The organism is Arthrobacter sp. NPDC097144 (genome assembly GCF_044762205.1).
In the GTDB taxonomy this organism is placed as follows: Bacteria; Actinomycetota; Actinomycetes; order Actinomycetales; family Micrococcaceae; genus Arthrobacter_B.
This window is the reverse complement of sequence record NZ_JBIWDW010000001.1, coordinates 120776-138066: the sequence shown is the minus strand read 5'-3', so window position 1 is coordinate 138066 and position 17291 is coordinate 120776. Positions and strand designations below refer to the sequence as shown.

The 17291-nt window shown below is 65.3% G+C and carries 18 protein-coding genes and 1 tRNA gene; 13 read left to right on the top strand and 6 right to left on the bottom strand.

Going from position 1 to position 17291, the window contains the following annotated elements; translation table 11 throughout:
• Positions 1-28: 28 nt before the first annotated feature.
• The 5 genes from ACIQXM_RS00660 (at position 29) to ACIQXM_RS00640 (ending at position 4299) form a co-directional block, all read left to right on the top strand.
• Positions 29-643 (top strand): CDP-alcohol phosphatidyltransferase family protein, encoded by a 615-nt coding sequence (locus ACIQXM_RS00660; RefSeq protein ID WP_400926108.1) that lies wholly within the window; start codon positions 29-31, stop codon positions 641-643.
• Positions 643-1584, top strand: a complete 942-nt coding sequence (locus ACIQXM_RS00655) for a DMT family transporter (protein ID WP_400926105.1) — start codon at positions 643-645, stop codon at positions 1582-1584. The genes ACIQXM_RS00660 and ACIQXM_RS00655 overlap by 1 nt, the downstream gene beginning before the upstream one ends.
• The gene (locus ACIQXM_RS00650) at positions 1581-2780 is read left to right on the top strand and encodes a glycosyltransferase (protein ID WP_400926102.1); all 1200 of its coding nucleotides are present in this window, start codon (positions 1581-1583) and stop codon (positions 2778-2780) included. The genes ACIQXM_RS00655 and ACIQXM_RS00650 overlap by 4 nt, the downstream gene beginning before the upstream one ends.
• 98 nt (positions 2781-2878) lie before the next feature.
• Positions 2879-2952: transfer RNA gene (locus tag ACIQXM_RS00645), tRNA-Ile, on the top strand.
• 162 nt (positions 2953-3114) lie between these two features.
• Positions 3115-4299 carry an acyl-CoA dehydrogenase family protein gene (locus ACIQXM_RS00640; protein WP_400926099.1) on the top strand — a complete coding sequence of 395 codons (1185 nt, stop codon included), beginning with the start codon at positions 3115-3117 and terminating at the stop codon, positions 4297-4299.
• Positions 4300-4370: 71 nt separating this feature from the next.
• Here ACIQXM_RS00640 and ACIQXM_RS00635 read toward each other — a convergent pair whose 3' ends face one another.
• Complete coding sequence (locus ACIQXM_RS00635; RefSeq protein WP_400926096.1) at positions 4371-5024, bottom strand: murein hydrolase activator EnvC family protein; 654 nt, start codon at positions 5022-5024, stop codon at positions 4371-4373.
• Positions 5025-5452: 428 nt separating this feature from the next.
• Here ACIQXM_RS00635 and rpsB point away from each other — a divergent pair, with 428 nt between their 5' ends.
• The 6 genes from rpsB (at position 5453) to ACIQXM_RS00605 (ending at position 10575) form a co-directional block, all read left to right on the top strand.
• A complete protein-coding gene (gene rpsB, locus ACIQXM_RS00630) occupies positions 5453-6334 on the top strand; it encodes a 30S ribosomal protein S2 (RefSeq protein WP_400926093.1) in 882 nt (293 codons plus the stop codon).
• 133 nt (positions 6335-6467) lie between these two features.
• Complete coding sequence (gene tsf, locus ACIQXM_RS00625; protein ID WP_400926090.1) at positions 6468-7307, top strand: translation elongation factor Ts; 840 nt, start codon at positions 6468-6470, stop codon at positions 7305-7307.
• A gap of 135 nt (positions 7308-7442) precedes the next feature.
• A complete protein-coding gene (pyrH, locus tag ACIQXM_RS00620) occupies positions 7443-8174 on the top strand; it encodes a UMP kinase (protein WP_400926088.1) in 732 nt (243 codons plus the stop codon).
• Positions 8175-8356: 182 nt separating this feature from the next.
• Positions 8357-8914, top strand: a complete 558-nt coding sequence (frr, locus tag ACIQXM_RS00615) for a ribosome recycling factor (protein WP_400926085.1) — start codon at positions 8357-8359, stop codon at positions 8912-8914.
• A 74-nt stretch (positions 8915-8988) separates the two neighbouring features.
• Positions 8989-9906, top strand: a complete 918-nt coding sequence (locus ACIQXM_RS00610; RefSeq protein ID WP_400926082.1) for a phosphatidate cytidylyltransferase — start codon at positions 8989-8991, stop codon at positions 9904-9906.
• Positions 9907-9996: 90 nt separating this feature from the next.
• The gene (locus ACIQXM_RS00605; RefSeq protein WP_400926079.1) at positions 9997-10575 is read left to right on the top strand and encodes a DivIVA domain-containing protein; all 579 of its coding nucleotides are present in this window, start codon (positions 9997-9999) and stop codon (positions 10573-10575) included.
• 12 nt (positions 10576-10587) lie between these two features.
• On the opposite strand, the gene ACIQXM_RS00600 is transcribed toward ACIQXM_RS00605, so the two are convergent.
• The 4 genes from ACIQXM_RS00600 to ACIQXM_RS00585 are packed head-to-tail and all read right to left on the bottom strand — an operon-like array spanning position 10588 to position 14439.
• The gene (locus ACIQXM_RS00600) at positions 10588-12054 is read right to left on the bottom strand and encodes a cation acetate symporter (protein WP_400926076.1); all 1467 of its coding nucleotides are present in this window, start codon (positions 12052-12054) and stop codon (positions 10588-10590) included.
• A gap of 18 nt (positions 12055-12072) precedes the next feature.
• Positions 12073-12465: a hypothetical protein gene (locus ACIQXM_RS00595; RefSeq protein WP_400926073.1), complete on the bottom strand. Its 393-nt coding sequence runs from the start codon at positions 12463-12465 to the stop codon at positions 12073-12075.
• Positions 12462-13214, bottom strand: coding sequence for a LytR/AlgR family response regulator transcription factor (locus ACIQXM_RS00590; RefSeq protein ID WP_400927680.1), 753 nt, complete (start codon positions 13212-13214; stop codon positions 12462-12464). The genes ACIQXM_RS00595 and ACIQXM_RS00590 overlap by 4 nt, the downstream gene beginning before the upstream one ends.
• Before the next feature lie 19 nt (positions 13215-13233).
• Positions 13234-14439: a sensor histidine kinase gene (locus tag ACIQXM_RS00585; RefSeq protein ID WP_400926070.1), complete on the bottom strand. Its 1206-nt coding sequence runs from the start codon at positions 14437-14439 to the stop codon at positions 13234-13236.
• Between the two features lie 249 nt (positions 14440-14688).
• On the opposite strand from ACIQXM_RS00585, the gene ACIQXM_RS00580 reads away from it, so the two are divergent.
• Positions 14689-15060, top strand: a complete 372-nt coding sequence (locus ACIQXM_RS00580; protein WP_400926067.1) for a DUF485 domain-containing protein — start codon at positions 14689-14691, stop codon at positions 15058-15060.
• An 83-nt stretch (positions 15061-15143) separates the two neighbouring features.
• Positions 15144-16700: a cation acetate symporter gene (locus ACIQXM_RS00575; protein ID WP_400927678.1), complete on the top strand. Its 1557-nt coding sequence runs from the start codon at positions 15144-15146 to the stop codon at positions 16698-16700.
• Between the two features lie 103 nt (positions 16701-16803).
• Here ACIQXM_RS00575 and ACIQXM_RS00570 read toward each other — a convergent pair whose 3' ends face one another.
• Positions 16804-17274, bottom strand: coding sequence for an Lrp/AsnC family transcriptional regulator (locus tag ACIQXM_RS00570; protein ID WP_400927675.1), 471 nt, complete (start codon positions 17272-17274; stop codon positions 16804-16806).
• Positions 17275-17291 lie beyond the last annotated feature (17 nt).

Genomic DNA, 17291 nt, shown 5'->3' with positions numbered 1-17291 from the left:
CCATCATCGCTGACAAGGGGAGTGGGCCGTGATCAGGTTGATCGGTGCAGGAACGCGTCCGGACCGTGAAACAACGGAACTGGACACCTTCCGGACCGTTCCCAACCTGGTCACGGCCCTTCGTTTTCTCGGAGTGCCGCTGTTCGTTTGGCTGACGGTCCGTGAAGCCTACGGCCCGGCGTTTCTGACACTGGTGGCGGTCGGCTCCACCGACTGGGTGGACGGCTACCTGGCCCGCCGGCTGGGACAGGTGTCCAAGGCGGGCAAGTGGCTTGATGCCGTGGCGGACCGCCTGGCCCTGATCATTGTTGCCGCCACGTTTGTGGTGGAGGGCATTGCCCCGGCGTGGCTGGTCCTCTGCATCGTGATTCCCGACGCCGTCCTGATCCTCACCTCGCTGCTGCTGTTCCGCGGCAGCCCCGATCTTCCGGTCAGCACCATCGGCAAGATCCGCACCGCACTGTTGCTGCTGGGAGCCCCGCTGCTCCTGCTCCAGCGGGTGCCCGGGTTTGATTTCGGCTGGCTGTCCGCCGTCGGAACCATAGTGCTGGCACTGGGCTGCGCGGGCCATGTCCTCGCAGCGGCAGGCTACCTGCAGGCTTCCCGGACCAAGTTTGCCCGGGAACGCAGCGCGGTCGGCTGATGGTTGGAATAGCCATTGCCTGTGCTCTGGCAAGCGCCGTATTCCTGGCCTTCGGTGCCCAGCGCCAGGGAAGCGCGGTCAGCGCCAACACCGGCGGGCTGGAGCTTAACTCGTCCCGGTTCCTTCGTCTGCTGCGCAATCCGCGCTGGCTGCTGGGACTGTTCCTGCTGGGGGTCGGCACCGCACTGAACGTCACGGCGCTGACACTGGCACCGCTGACAGTAGTCCAGCCCATCGGATCCATCGCCCTGGTCATCACCACTGTGGTCAACTCGCGTGACCAGGGGTTGCGGATGAACCGGATCACCGTGGCGTCCATTGTGGCGTGTGTAGTGGGAAGCGCCCTGTTCGTTTCCCTCGCCGTCGGCGTGACCCGGAACGAGCCGGAGGTCCGGCCCGCCCAGGAGCTCACCATTGTGCTGATCCTCGCGGTGGTCGTGGTGTTTTTCGGCACTATCAACGCTCTCTTTGGCCGGCGCATCGGCGCCATCGGGTTCATCCTGGGAGCGGGAGTCCTCTTTGGGTTCGTTGCAGTGCTGACCAAAGTCATTGCAGGCGACCTGCTCAATCCCAATGGCCGGTTCCTGCTCAACGTGCCCTGGTACACCCTCCTCGGCATCGCGGTAGCCGGCGGTCTCGGGGCCTGGTTCGTCCAGAGCGCCTATTCCAGCGGACCCCCGGACCTCGTTATCGCAGGCCTGACCGTCATCGACCCCATGGTGGGCATTGCCATCGGGATCGGCGTCCTGAACGAGCTGGTGCCGGATGTGCCTGCCGTGGCTGCCGTTGCCATGGGAGTCGCAGCTTTGATTGCTATCGTGGGGGTCGTTGCCCTCTCCCGATATCACCCCGACGTGATCCAACGCAGGGCAGAGGCACGGCGCCGGCAAAAGCAGGGCGCCGCAAAAACTTCGAAAGACCAAAAGAGGGACTCCCAGTGACCGACGACACATCGGCCGACAAACCGCTGACCATCCTCATAGCGTGCGACACCTATCCGCCGCACCTGAACGGTGCTGCCCAGTTTGGCTACCGCCTCGCCCGCGGGCTGAACGGGCGCGGCCACGAGGTCCATGTCCTGGCCCCCAACGACGTTGACGGCGGAAGCCGCTCGGACCTGGACGGAGACTGGCCCGTGCACCGGCTCCGGTCCCACGGGGTCCCCACCCATGAGTACTGGCGCATCTGCCTGCCGTGGGAAATCAAGAAGGAAATCAGTCTCCTCTTCGATCGGGTCCAGCCCGACGTCGTGCACATCCAATGCCATTACATGGTGGGGGAGTACACCCTCTACGAGGCGGAAAAGCGCGGTATCCGCGTCATTGCCACCAACCACTTCATGCCCGCCAACCTTGACCCGTTCCTGCCGTTCCCCCGTTGGCTGAAGAACATTATCGCCAAGAATTCGTGGAAGGACATGGGCAAGATCATGGGCCGGGCGGCTGCCGTCACAACCCCCACACCGCTGGCAGCCAAGGCCATGCATGCCCATGCCTTCCTGCCGGACGTGCTGCCCCTCTCCAACGGCATCGACGCGTCGGTCTACGAGCTGCAGCCGGGCGAGACGATCGAGCCGCACGAACATCCCATGGTCCTGTTTGTGGGCCGGCTGGCCGAGGAAAAGCATGTGGACGTGCTGATCGACGCAGTGGCCAAGGCTCCGGCGCATCTGCAGGTGCACGCCGAAATCATCGGCGGAGGCGAAGTCAAGGGCAGTTTGCAGGCGCAGGTGAAACGGCTGGGGCTGGAAGGCCGCGTCGTCTTCCGCGGATTGGTCTCCGACGAGGAACTGCGGCGGGCCTATCAGCGGGCGGATGTCTTTGTCATGCCCGGCACCGCCGAGCTGCAGTCCCTGGTAACGCTGGAAGCCATGTCCGCGTCCACCCCGGTGCTGCTGGCCGATGCCATGGCCCTGCCTCATCTGGTGGACGCAGGCCGGAACGGATATCTGTTCCAGCCCGGCAACAGCGATGAGCTCAGCGAACGGCTGACCTCCATCCTGGAGCTGGATCCGGCAGAGCGGGCAGCAATGGGCGCACACAGCCGGTCCATGGTGGACCGGCACAGCTTGGACGCCACGCTGGATACGTTTGAGGATCTCTACTACGGACGCCCGGTGGCGCAGGGAAGCATCTAGTTCCCTGCCGGGGAATCCCGGATTGGTGGGACGGCCGGAGGTGCCACTAGGATGGCTCTATTGCCCCGTTGGGGCAGATGCGCCCCGAGGGGATCCCGGGGGCTGTAGCTCAGCTGGTCAGAGCAGCGGACTCATAATCCGTGGGTCGTGGGTTCAAGCCCCACCAGCCCTACGCAGGGAAAAGCCGCGGTACGAATACTTCGTGCCGCGGCTTTTTTGCAGCCGGAGGGACTGGCTGCAGCGTGTTGTACATCATGTTACTCGTGGGTAACATGGTGGAACCCGGCCTTACGGCCCCGGATCACTGATGATCAGCAGCGAAGGATATTTCTCCATGGCAACCATCGACGCCAACAATCTCCCGTACGCGGACGGCGACTTCTACGCATTTGAGGATCTGCTCTCCGACAAGGAACGGGACCGGCTCCACGAAGTCCGTGCCTGGCTGAAGGCCGAAGTCACCCCGCACGCCGCTGACTGGTGGAACGCCGGGGAATTCCCGCACCACATGATCCCGAAGATTGCGGAACTGGACGTCATGAGCCCGGTCTACCGCCAGGGCCACTCCAACCTTTTTGCCGGTCTCTGCCACGCCGAGTTCACCCGCGCGGACACCTCCTTTGCAACTTTCTTGGGTGTGCACGACGGCCTGTTCACCGGATCCATCGAAGCACTGGCCTCGGAGGAGCAGAAGGCAGCCTGGCTGCCGGATATCTACTCCATGAAGAAAATCGGCGCCTTCGGCCTGACCGAACCCCTGGGCGGCTCCGATGTGGCCGGCGGAACCCGCACCACTGCCCGCCGGGACGGCGACAACTGGATCCTGAACGGCGAAAAGCGCTGGATCGGCAACGCCACTTTCTCCGACTGGGTGGTCATCTATGCCCGCGACCTCGCGGACAACCAGGTCAAGGGTTTCCTTGTGGACACCAAGACCGAGGGCTACAGCGCCACGAAGATCGAGAACAAGATCGCCCTGCGCACAGTGCAGAACGCAGATATTGTCCTGGACAACGTGGTGGTCAGCGATGAGTTCCACCTCAAGGGTGCCAACAGCTTCCGGGACACCAACAAGGTCCTCAAGGTCACCCGGCTCGCTGTTGCCTGGCAGGCAGTGGGACAGCAGATGGCCGCCTTCGATGTGGCCCGCAAGTACGCCGTGGAGCGCCAGCAGTTCGGCAAGCCGCTGGCATCCTTCCAGCTGGTGCAGGAGCAGCTCGTCAAGATCCTGGGCAATACCGTCAGCTCGATGGGCATGATGGTCCGCCTCGCCCAGCTCGAAGACCTTGGCCGGGCCAAGGACGAGCAGTCCGCCCTGGCCAAGGCTTTCACCACGGCCCGCATGCGCGAGTCCGTGGCCCTGGGCCGCAGCATCCTGGGCGGCAACGGCATTGTCACCGATTACGGCATGGCGAAGATTTTCGCCGACGCCGAGGCAATCTACTCCTATGAGGGAACGTACGAGATCAACACCCTCGTAACCGGCCGTGCCATCACCGGCGTGGCTGCCTTCGTCTAAGCAGTTCTGCCGGTGTGCGGCCAGTCCCTTTCAGGGGCTGGCCGCACGTCTTTAGCCGCTCCGAACGGGCTCTATCTGTTGCCGGCGCTTCCGCTGCTGCCGCGCAGGGGCAGCAGGATGGACGGCCTGCGGTCCGTCACGAACTGCAGCGGATTGACGTATTCGCCGCGCAGCCGGACGCCCCAGTGGAGGCAGGAGTCCGCGCAGTGGGAGGCGGCCGGCGGTGCGGCAACAACGCCGATGGTTTCACCTTCGGCCACCCTGTCGCCCGTGGCCTTCGCCGCGTCGACAGGTTCAAAACTCGAGAGCAGACCGTCGCCCAGATCAACGGTAATGACTGGACGGTTGACCACCCACCCGGCAAACACGACTGTTCCTTGGTCAGGGCTGAGGACGGGCACCCCCGGCTGCGCGGCAAGGTCAACTCCACGGTGGCCGGTCAGCCAACGCTGCGGCGGGGCCTTGAATGACCGCAGCACCTTTGGGTCGGGGGAGAGCGGCCAGCTCCATGACGGCTCGTAGGCGGACGCGGGCTGCGCGGCAAGCCGGAGCGGCGCCGGAGCACCGGAAGCCGGCGCGGCACCGCCGCCGGGCAGTACGGTGAGCACGGCGGTAAGCAGCGCGGCAAAGAGCACAGCGGCCACGGCGGCGTGGAGTGCAGCCGGGGCCGGGCGGCGGGAAGAGAATGTCCCCGGGGATCGGGGCGGGCTTGGAAAGATGTCCATGGCTCATCGTGCGGCGCCGGCCCGCCGTCGTCGGCGGTTCCGCGCGGGCCGTGGAAAACCCTGCCCCGCCGCCGCCCGCCGCGCCCCCGGTGGAGGACAAAAGCCGTCGGCGGCTGGTGTATAGTTGACGAAGCAGTTTGCTGTGCCATGTTCCCTGCCCGCAGGGGGAAGGCCGACGTGCGTTTCACCGAAGCGCAGGCGGTTTTCGGCGCCGGAAACTGACTACGCGTGCCCCAATTATCCGCGTCCTTCTCCCGGGAAGCCGCGGGTGCCTTTCCATCGGTCCGGTAAGCCGGCAGGAAAGACACGCTGATTCAGCTGATGGGCACCAGGAGCTTCGCCCGCCCGGGCGTACAGCTATCAACCGTCAATTGGCAGCAGGATCCATGTGCTTCGGCACGCCTACTGCTGCCGGAAGGAGTGACGACATGCCCGTCGTTACAATGCGCCAGCTGCTCGACAGCGGCGTCCACTTTGGACACCAGACCCGTCGCTGGAACCCGAAGATGAAGCGTTTCATCTTCACCGAGCGCAACGGCATCTACATCATCGACCTGCAGCAGTCGCTGTCCTACATCGACCGCGCCTACGAGTTCGTCAAGGCTACCGTGGCCCACGGCGGAACCGTACTGTTCGTCGGTACCAAGAAGCAGGCTCAGGAAGCCATCGCCGAGCAGGCCACCCGTGTTGGCCAGCCGTACGTGAACCAGCGTTGGCTCGGCGGTATGCTCACCAACTTCCAGACCGTTGCCAAGCGCATCCAGCGTCTGAAGGAACTCGAAGAGATCGACTTCGACGATGTTGCCGGTTCCGGCCACACCAAGAAGGAACTGCTGCTGCTGAAGCGCGAGCTCACCAAGCTGCAGACCAACCTCGGCGGCATCCGCAACCTGACCAAGGCTCCGTCCGTGGTCTGGATCGTTGATACCCAGAAGGAACACCTCGCCATTGACGAGGCCAAGAAGCTGAACATCCCCGTTGTTGCCATCCTGGACAGCAACTGCGATCCCGATGACGTCGACTTCCCGATCCCGGGCAACGACGACGCCATCCGCTCCGTCAACCTGCTGACCCGCGTTATCGCCGACGCCGTTGCTGAGGGCCTGATCGCCCGCCACAACAAGTCCGGCAACACGGAAGCTGCTGCTGAGCCGCTGGCTGAGTGGGAGCGCGAACTCCTCGAAGGCGCAGCTGCCCCCGCCGCTGAAGAAGCTCCGGTTGCAGATGCTGCCGCTGAAGCAGCTCCGGCTGCAGAAGCTGAAGCTCCGGCCGAAGCTGCTGCCCCCGCCGCGGACGCAACAGAGAAGTAAATAGAAGTTCCCTGAGTCACCGCTGCCTGGCAGCGGTGACTCAGGGTATCTGCTGGCGCGGCTGGCCGGATTTTCCGGCCAGCCGCTCTGGCGGAATCTCACCAAAACTTATAACGGGAGGACTGGAGTCCAAATGGCGAATTACACCGCTGCTGATATCAAGGCTCTGCGCGAGCGCACCGGCGCCGGCATGATGGATGTGAAGAAGGCTCTCGACGAGGCCAACGGCGACGCCGAAAAGGCCATGGAGCTCATCCGCATCAAGGGCCTGAAGGGCGCCACCAAGCGCGAAGGCCGTTCCACTGCCGAGGGCCTGGTTGCTGCCAAGGTCATCGACGGCACTGTGGGCGTTATGATCGAGCTCAACTGCGAGACCGACTTCGTTGCAAAGTCCGCCAAGTTCATTGAACTGGCTGACAAGGTTCTGGCCGCAGCTGTTGAGTCCGCTGCTGCCGACGCCGAAACCCTCCTCGCCTACAACGTTGACGGCAAGCCGCTGTCCGAGGTTGTTGTCGAGGAAGGCGCCATCCTCGGCGAGAAGGTTGTTGTCCGCCGCGTAGCACGCATCGAAGGCAAGACCGTCGACGCCTACCTGCACAAGACCTCCAAGGACCTGCCGGCCCAGGTTGGCGTTCTGTTTGCCGTTGACGGCGACAGCGAAGAAGCCAAGACCGCTGCGCACGACATCGCCGTGCACACCGCTGCCTACGCTCCCACCTACCTGACGCGTGACGAAGTTCCCGCCGAAACCGTAGAGAACGAGCGCCGCATCGCTGACGAGACGGCACGCGCCGAGGGCAAGCCCGAAGCCGCGCTGAACAAGATCGTCGAAGGCCGCCTGACCGGTTTCTTCAAGGAAATCGTCCTGCTGGACCAGCCGTTCGCCAAGGACGCCAAGAAGACGGTGGCGAAGGTTCTCGAAGAGGCCGGAACCACACCGTCCGGTTTCGCCCGTTTCCGCGTAGGCGCCTAGCCTCCAAGGCTCTGGATCCGGCGGATACGTCATCATGAACAGGAGGGGCAGCCACCAAGGTGGCCGCCCCTTTTGTTTGCCCAAAACCGCTTTTTCACCTCTGCAACAATCTTTTCCTATGCCCCGGGAGGCACCATGGCCCACGTCCTGAAAGACACCGATTTGACGCGACGCCGCGTTCTGCTCAAGCTCTCCGGAGAGGTTTTCGGCGGCGGAAAACTCGGCGTCGACCCTGACACAGTGCGTGCCGTAGCCAAGCAGATTGCTGCAACGGTCGGTGAAGTGGAAGTGGCCATTGTGGTGGGCGGCGGCAACTTCTTCCGCGGAGCCGAGCTCTCCCAGAGCGGCATGGACCGTTCCCGCGCAGACTACATGGGCATGCTGGGCACCGTCATGAACTGCCTGGCACTGCAGGACTTCCTGGAGCAGGCAGGCGTGGAAACACGAGTGCAGAGCGCCATCACCATGGGCCAGGTCGCTGAGGCCTACATCCCGCGGCGCGCCATCCGGCACCTCGAAAAGGGCCGCGTAGTGATCTTCGGCGCCGGTGCGGGGCTGCCGTACTTCTCCACGGACACCGTGGCTGCCCAGCGTGCCCTGGAAGTGCACGCAGACGAGGTCCTGATGGCCAAGAGCGGCGTCGACGGCGTCTACACCGCCGACCCCAACAAGGATCCCAGCGCCACGCGCCTCGAGACCCTGACCTACGACGACGCGCTGCGCCAGGACATCCGCGTGATGGATCAGACAGCTATGACCATGTGCAAGGACAACGACCTGAACATGGTGGTCTTCGGCATGGAAGGCGAAGGCAATGTCACCCGCGCCATCCGCGGCGAGAAGATCGGCACCATCGTTTCGAACTAGCGGACTGACGCCGGTCCCTCAGTGGCCTGAGTGTCCCTGGGGGACCTGGAACGGCGCGGCCGAAGGGGCCGCCCGCTTCGCCTTGCAGGCCCGTGCAGGGAACCGCGGGGCTTTTGGCTTAGGATGAATAAGAGAGCCCAGCCACCGTCAGCGTGGATATTTTTTGCGTGTTAGGAGACACCATGATCGAAGAAACCCTGGCCGAAGCCACCGACAAAATGGACAAGGCGGTGGAGGTAGCCAAGGAGGATTTTTCAACGATCCGCACCGGCCGCGCCACGCCCGCGCTGTTCTCCAAGGTCCTCGTGGACTACTACGGTTCACCCACGCAGCTGCAGCAGCTGGCTTCCTTTGGAACGCCGGATGCCCGCACCCTGCTGATCACCCCGTACGACGTTTCAGCCCTCCGCGCCATTGAGCGTGCGCTGAGCGACTCCGAGGTGGGCGCAAACCCCTCCAATGACGGCAAGGTCATCCGGGTTGTCATGCCCGAGCTGACGCAGGACCGCCGCAAGGAGTACGTCAAGATCGTCAAGACCAAGGGCGAGGACGCCAAGGTTTCGGTCCGCAACATCCGCCGCAAGGCCAAGGATGCACTGGACCGGCTGGTCAAGGACGGCGAGATCGGCGAGGATGACGGCGCCCGTGCCGAAAAGGATCTTGATGCACTGACCAAGGCCCACACCGAGGCGATCGATGATCTGCTCAAGCGCAAGGAAGCCGAGCTGCTCGAGGTCTGATGAGCAACGACCAGCCTCCAAACAGGGCTGGCGGTGCGTCCCTTGAGACTGACCCGGCAGCAAAGGCCACGGACATGAGTGCTACCGACGGAACCGGATCTCCCAAACGGGCGAAGGCCTCCAAGCGGGCAACCGCGGTGCCGGGGGCATCCGCGAAACCGCCGAAGCCTCCGGCCAAACCCTCCAAGGCAGGCCGCAACCTGCCGGCCGCGATCGCCGTCGGGGTCATCCTGCTGGGTGCACTCCTGGCAGGACTGCTGTTCTTCCCGTTCGCGATCGTGGCCATTGCCACGGTGTTTGCCGGCGTCGGCGTCTGGGAAGTCAGCCGCGCACTGGCGGTCCGTGGCATCAAGGTGCCGATGGTGCCGGTGCTGGCGGGAACCGCGGCACTGCCGCTTGCCGCGTATTTCGGCGGCAGCGAGTCGCTGGCTTTCGCGCTGGTGGCCACGGTGGTGGCCGTCCTCCTATGGAGAACCATCGACTCGGCGGAGGACGCCGTACGCAGCATCATGGCCGGAATCTTCGTGGTGCTGTGGGTGCCCTTCCTGCTCAGCTTTGCAATGCTCCTGCTGGGGGAGCCGGGCGGCCAGGTCCGAGTGGCCGTCCTGCTGCTTCTGGTGGTTTCAAATGACACCTTCGGTTACCTGGTGGGCGCACTCTTCGGCAAACACCCGATGGCACCCAAGATCAGCCCCAAGAAATCCTGGGAGGGATTTGCGGGTTCTGCGGCCGGAGCCACGATTGTTGGCATTGTTGCGGCCCTGGTGTTCCTGGACCAGCCGTGGTGGTTTGGCCTTGTCCTGGCTGTTGCCACGGTCTCCGCAGCGACTGCCGGAGACTTCTCCGAATCCATGATCAAGCGCGAGCTTGGCGTCAAGGACATGTCCAACCTGCTGCCCGGCCACGGAGGCATCATGGACAGGCTGGACTCGATAGTCTTTGCCTCTCCCATGGTCTTCATGATCTCGGTTCTGCTGGTCCCCGGCGCCTAGCCGGACCCGCCGGGCACCAACGTAAGTAAGATGACCACAGGTTTTTCATCAGTCCCGGCAAGCGGCATGACCTCGGAGGAACAGCAGAACATGGATGAAGCTCGGCAGGCCGATGCTCCTTTTGCGCGCGTAGGGCGCAGGGAGTACGGGTACAACACGCGGCAGGTTGATGACTTCCTGACCCGGGCCCGGAGCGGCTACGACGCGGGCGGCGTGCATGCCGAGATCATTTCCAGCCGGGACGTCCGGTCCGTAGCGTTCGATCCGGCCAGGGGCGGCTACGAGCCCCAGGCCGTGGACGCGGCCCTGGACCGGCTTGAAGATGAATTCGCCCAGCGTGAGCGGGACCAGCTGGTCCGGGCCAAGGGCGAGGAATCATGGTTGCTCCAGATCGGGCGAATCTCCGCGGTTCTCCGCGGCCGGCTAAACCGCAAGCCCGGGGAGCGGTTCCGCCGTCCCGGCAAGCGTAACGTGCCCAGCTACAACGTTGATGATGTTGATGCGCTCTGCACCGAGCTGCTTGGCTATTTTGAGAATGACCAGCCGCTGAGCGTGGACGCGGTTCGCCGGGCCGTCTTCCGGGAGGCCAAGGGCCAGCAGGGGTATGAGGAAACACAGGTGGACGCGTTCCTGGACCGTGTTGTGGAAGTGATGGCTTCGGTCGACTGAGGCCGGTCCTCCTCAGCGCCGCCGTTCGGGCGTGTGCAGCCGGGCCAGGGTCTTGGCGGCTCCCGCCGGAGCGAGGCCGGGCCGCAGCAGGGAAAGCCCAACAGTGACCGCAAACGCAGCCGGAACTGTCCACGCGGCGGGTTGTTCCAGCCACACGGGAATCGGCTGTCCGGCCGCCGCCAGTGCGCCGCCGGCCACCATCGAGCCGCCGCACAGCACGGCACCGGTCACCATCCCGGCCACCGCGCCCGGAGAAGTCAGCCCGCGCCACCAGATTCCCAGCAGCAGTAGCGGGCACAGAGTGGACGCCGTAAAGGCAAACACCATGCCCACGCTCCCGGCCAGGGCCTGCGAGCTGGTCAGCAGCGCCAGCCCCAGCGGCACGACGGCGGCCAGCACGGCACAGAACCGGAACCCCCGGACACTGCCGCGGAAGAGTTCCTGGCTCAGCACGCCTGCCAGGGACACCACCAGGCCGCAAGTGGTGGACAGGAACGCGGCAAAAGCGCCGGCCGTCACGAGCGCCGAAAGCAGGTCTCCCGCAGCGCCGTCGAACACCCGCCCCGGCAGCAGCAATACGGTGGTATCCGCGCCTCCCGCCGCCAGCTCCGGTGTGTAAATGCGTCCCAGCACCCCGTAGATGATGGGAAAAATGTAAAACAGGGAGAGCAGGCCGAGGACAATCAAAGTGGTCCGCCTGGCTGAGGCCCCGTCCGGGTTCGTGTAGAAGCGCACGAGGACATGCGGCAGGCCCAGGGTGCCGAACAGCAGCGCAATGGTCAGCGAAATGTTCCGGTACAGGGAAGCGTGGGCCTGGGGATCCAGGGCTGCGGCAAGCGCTGATCCGCCGCTGCTCCAGGGCAGCCCTGCATCGGAGATCCGGAAGAGGACAAACAGCACAGGCACGGCGATGGCTGCCAGCTTCAGCCAGTACTGGAATGCCTGCACAAAGGTGATGGAACGCATGCCGCCGGTCATGACGCTGAGGCAGACAATCACCACCACCGCGACGGCACCGGTCCAGCCCGGAAGCCCGGTGGTGGTGCGGATGGTCAGCGCGGCGCCGTGCAGCTGCGGCACTATGTACAGCCAGCCGACGGCGATGACCAGGAGGCTCGTGACCCGGCGGGCCGGCAGCGACTCCAGCCGCGACTGGGCAAAATCCGGAATGGTGTACGCCCCGGAGCGGCGCAGGGGAGCAGCCACGAACAAGAGGAGCATCAGGTAGCCGGCCGTGTAACCGATCGGAAACCAGAGGGCATCCACTCCGGACACCAGAATCAGCCCGGCCACGCCCAGGAAGCTTGCCGCAGACAGATATTCTCCGCCGATGGCCGACGCGTTCCACCAGGGCCGGACTGTCCGGGACGCCACATAGAAGTCCCCGGTGGTCCTGGAGATACGCAGCCCGTACACACCGATCAGCAGGGTGGCCGCACTGACCGCGGCAAGGGCCGCGAAGCCGGCGGCCGGATTCACCCGTGCACCCCGGTCTGCTCAGGCATCATCCACCAGATCCAGGAACCGCTGTTCATTGCGGGCAGCGCTGCGGATATACAGCGCCCCGCACACGATCACCAGCGGATACACCCCGGCACCCAGCAGGAACCAGGGCACCGGAATGCTCAACAGCGTCAGATCGGCCATCACCGGCAGGAAGGCCAGGAGCACCGGCACGCCCAGCAGAATCAGCAGGAAACCGCCGGCAACCACCAGGGCCAGCCGCAGCTGGGAACGGATCAGCGACCCGATGAACAGTTCACCCACTTCGGTCTGTTCATCAAGTTCCCGCGACACGGTGTAAGGGGCGGACGGTACGGGGACGCTGCGCGGGGCGGTAACCCGCACGCGCCGAGGCTGCCCGGCCCCCGCGGGAGCATCGCTGCTCATGTCCGGGACCGGACCCGGCTGGCTGAAAGGGTGCTCCGGACCCGGGGCAGGTGACGCCTGCTGACCGGCAGTTCCGCCGCACCGACGCTGATGCTGGCCCGTCCGCCCACCATCCGCACCTGACGGATGTGGGCCCGGGACACCAGATAGGACCGGTGGATGCGCACAAAACCCGCTTCGGCCCACTGCTCTTCCAGCTCGGCCAGCGGAACACGGATCAGGTAGGACGCCTCCTGCGTGTGCAGGCGGGCATAGTCGCCCTGTGCCTGCACGTAGCGGATGTCCTCGCGGCGGATGATGCGCGTGGTGCCGCCCTGGACCACAGTGACGACGTCGTCATCCCCGGTGGCCGCTTCTGCCGCCTGGTCGCAGATCCGCCGCACGGATTCAGCAAGGCGCTCCGGCCGGACCGGTTTGAGCAGGTAGTCCACGGCGGCAAGGTCGAATGCCGCCAGCGCCTGCTCCTCGTCCGCGGTCACGAACACCAGGACCGGGGGACGGTCTCCGCTGCCCAGCGCCCCGGCAAGCTCGAGGCCGGACATCCCCGGCATATGGATGTCCAGGAAAACGGCATCCACCGGGTGGTCGCGCACCAGGGCCAGTGCCTGCGCCCCGCTGGAGGCCCGGTGGATCTCCCCGATCCGGGCATCCCGGCCGAGCAGGAACGCCAGCTCATTGACGGCGGGCAGCTCGTCATCGGCCACCACCACGCTCAGGTGACGGGGAACGGGCTTTCCGGGAACGGACATGTGCAACACGCTACAAGACTCAGGCCCGGTGGCCCGGCTGCGACTTGGGTATGCGCATGGTGATGAGGGTTCCGGCTCCCGGAGCGGTGTCAATGACCAGGCCATGATCCTCGCCGTAGACCTGGCGCAGCCGGACATCCACGTTCCTTAGGCCCACGTGGTCGCCGTCGGCGTGTCCGGCCAAAACCGACCGGAGGTAATCGGGATCCATCCCCACTCCGTTGTCCTCGATGGTGATCACCGCGGAAGAACCCGCGTCCGCGGCGGTGATCGTGATGTGGCCCTCGCCGTCGTCCGCTTCCAGTCCGTGACGCACCGAGTTTTCCACCAGCGGCTGCAGGGACAGGAACGGGATGACGGTCCCCAGGACTTCCGGGCCGATCTGCAGGCTGATCTTGAGGCGGTCCCCAAAGCGTGCCCGTTCCAGCAGCAGATAGCGGTTGATAGCTTCCAACTCCTCGGCCACGGTGGTGAAGTTGCCGCTGCGGCGGAAGGAATAGCGGGTGAAATCGGCGAATTCCACCACCAGCTCGCGGGCCCGGACCGGATCCGTGGTGATGTAGGAGGCGATCGCGTTGAGCGAGTTGTAGATGAAGTGCGGGCTGATCTGGGCACGAAGTGCACGGACCTCAGCCTCCATCAACAGCGTCCGCGACGTGTCGAGCTCGGCCAGTTCCATCTGGCCGGACACCCAGCCGGCAACGTCGTTGACGGCACGCACCAAGCCTGCGCTGACGGAGGGCACAAAGACGGCGAGCGTCCCCACCGTTTTGCGGTTCACCTGCAGCGGGCATACCAGCAGGTGCCGGCCGCCGTCGTCGTCGAACCCCAGGGAGCGCAGCGAGGCGCCGCGGAAAACCCGGGTCCGGCCGCTGTCCAGGACCGTGCGGGCCGCCGCCAGCAGCCTGGCACGGGACGCTGCCGTGTCCGGCAGCGAACCCTCCCACGCCAGGACGGCTGCCGCGTCCGCCAGCACCAGGGTGTCGCAGCCCAGCAGTGCGCGCAGGTGGCGGGACGCCTTGCCCGCACCCGAAGCGGTCAGCCCGGTGCGCAGGTGCCGGGACGCGAGGGTGGCCGTATGCAGCGCGGCGTAGGCGGCGCGCTCCGAATCCGAGCCGAGGTCCCGCTGGGACCTGCTGAGCCGGTGGCCCAGGAAACCGATGATCGCCACGGTCAGGAGCGCGACGGCGCACACCACGGCAACATCGACGGCGGGGCTGAACATGCCCCCACCCTAGCCGCCGCGGGGGCCGCACGCGTTCCGACACTGCGGAGGCCGGCCCGGCGCGCGGGGCGGGACCGTTTACCGCAGGGGAATGACCGCTCATCGAAGCACGTGCGGTGAAACTGGTTCGGCGGTCCCTGGCAGGGGACAGTGATGGAGATCACTATTGTGCAGAATGCCCGGACCCGCCGCTGACCCCTGCCGGTTCGGGAGAACCCGCGGCCGATGTGCCCAACTCAAGGAGGAGCGATGGCAAGAAAACAAGTCCCGCGATCGGGCGCCCATGCAGCGGCGGTCGATTTCACGCAGGTCCAAAAATCCCCCGAGCTGCAGGAGCTGCGCAAGCGGCAGCGCAGCTTCATTTTCCCGATGGCCGTACTTTTCCTGCTCTGGTACTTTGCGTACGTCCTGCTGGCCGACTACGCCCACGAGTTCATGTCCACTCCGGTCTGGGGGAACATCAACGTTGGCCTGATCCTGGGGCTGCTGCAGTTTGTCACCACCTTCGCCATCACCATGGGGTACGTCAGCTACGCCAACCGCCGGATGGATCCCATTGCCGCGGACCTGCGCGAAAAACTTGAAGCCAAGGGCGTCCGGCGTCCGGAGGAGGCCAAATGAATCCCCTGAACATTGCGGCGCGTGTTGCCGCGGCGGATACGCCCGTTTCCGCCGATGCCGTCCGGGAAACCGGTTGGCTGAACATGCTCATCTTCGGCCTCTTCGTGGCCGTGACGCTGATCGTTGTGCTGCGGGCCAGCCGCAACAACAAGACCGCGGCTGATTACTACGCCGCCGGCCGGTCCTTTACCGGACCGCAGAACGGAACGGCCATCGCCGGTGACTACCTCTCGGCGGCATCGTTCCTGGGGATCGTGGGTGCCATCGCCATCAACGGATATGACGGCTTCCTGTACTCCATCGGCTTCCTCGTGGCCTGGCTGGTGGCACTGCTGCTGGTGGCTGAAATGCTGCGCAACACGGGCAAGTTCACCATGGCCGATGTGCTGTCCTTCCGCCTGAAGCAGCGGCCCGTCCGGATCGCCGCCGCCATCACCACCCTGGCGGTGTGCTTCTTCTACCTGCTGGCCCAGATGGCCGGAGCCGGCGGACTCGTGTCCCTGCTGATGGGCATCGACTCGAAGGTCGGCCAGTCCCTGGTGATCACCGTGGTGGGCGCACTGATGATCATTTACGTACTGATCGGCGGGATGAAGGGCACCACCTGGGTGCAGATCATCAAGGCCTGCCTCCTCATTGCGGGTGCCGGAGTGATGACCGTCTGGGTCCTGGCCCAGAACGGATTCAACCTCTCCGAACTGCTCGGCGCGGCGGTGGAAACCTCCGGCAACCCGAATATCCTCAACCCCGGCCTGGCCTACGGCAAGACCGGAACCACCCGCCTGGACTTCGTCTCCCTGGGCATGGCACTGGTGCTGGGCACCGCGGCCCTGCCGCACGTGCTGATGCGCTTCTACACGGTGCCCACGGCCAAGGAAGCACGCCGCTCCGTGGTTTGGGCCATCTGGCTGATCGGCATCTTCTACCTCTTCACCCTGGTGCTGGGCTACGGCGCCGCCGCGCTGATCCCCGCGGAAACCATCAAGAGCGCCCCCGGCGGCGTGAACTCGGCCGCTCCGCTGCTGGCCTTCGCCCTGGGCGGGCCGGTGCTGCTGGGCCTGATCTCCGCAGTGGCGTTCGCAACCATCCTGGCGGTGGTGGCGGGGCTGACCATCACTGCCGCGGCATCCTTTGCGCACGACATCTACGCGAACGTGATCCGCAAGGGCAAGGTGGACGCCGACGGCGAGGTCAAGGTTGCCCGGCGCACGGTGCTGGTGATCGGCGTGATCTCCATCCTCGGCGGCATAGGCGCACAGGGCCAGAACGTGGCCTTCCTGGTGGCCCTGGCCTTCGCGGTTGCCGCCAGTGCCAACCTGCCCACCATCCTGTACTCGCTGTACTGGCGCCGCTTCAACACCCAGGGCGCCATCTGGAGCATGTACGGAGGCCTGATCTCGGCGATTCTGCTGATCATCCTCTCGCCGGTGTTCTCCGGGGCCGAGACATCCATGATCTCGGGGATCGATATCTCGGTCTTCCCGCTGAACAACCCGGGCCTGGTGTCCATCCCGCTGGCCTTCCTGCTGGGCTGGCTCGGCACCGTCCTGGGCAAGGACGACGAGTCCCCGCAGAAGCAGGCGGAAATGGAAGTCCGGTCCCTGACCGGCGTCGGCGCGGAAAAGGCTGTGGACCACTAGCCTTCCGCGCATCGTCCCGGACCAACACCCGGTTCCCTGCTTCGGCAGGGGGCCGGGTGTCTGCGTTGGCGGGGCTTGATCCGGCGGGGCGGCGTCCGGTGAGTCAGTCTTCGGCGTCGCCGCGTTCAAGCAGGGGAGTGACCCGGAACGGAATGAGCTCGCCCATGGCCAGGTTGGTATCGCAGCGCTCGACACCGGGCACCGCGAGAATGGCCTTGTTGATGCGAAACAGGTCCTCGGCGTCTTCGGCGACCACGCGCAGGAGGATGTCCGCGTCACCGGTCAGGCCGTGGGCCTCCACCACTTCCGGGATGCCGGCCAGCTGTGCGGTGATGGCGGCCAGCTGTTGCTGCTGCACGTGCACGTGGACAAAAGCCATCAGCGGGTAACCCAGCGCCGCCGGGCTGATCCTGCGTTCGAAGGAGAGGAATACTGCCTTCTTTTCCAGCTGCGCCAGCCGGGCCTGGACCGTGTTGCGGGAGATCCCCAGGGCCGTGGCCAGGGCTACGACCGTGCGCCGCGGGTCCCTGGCCATGGCAAGAAGCAAGCGGGTGTCGGTGCTGTCCAGGCGCATAGTGCGAAAGATTAGCA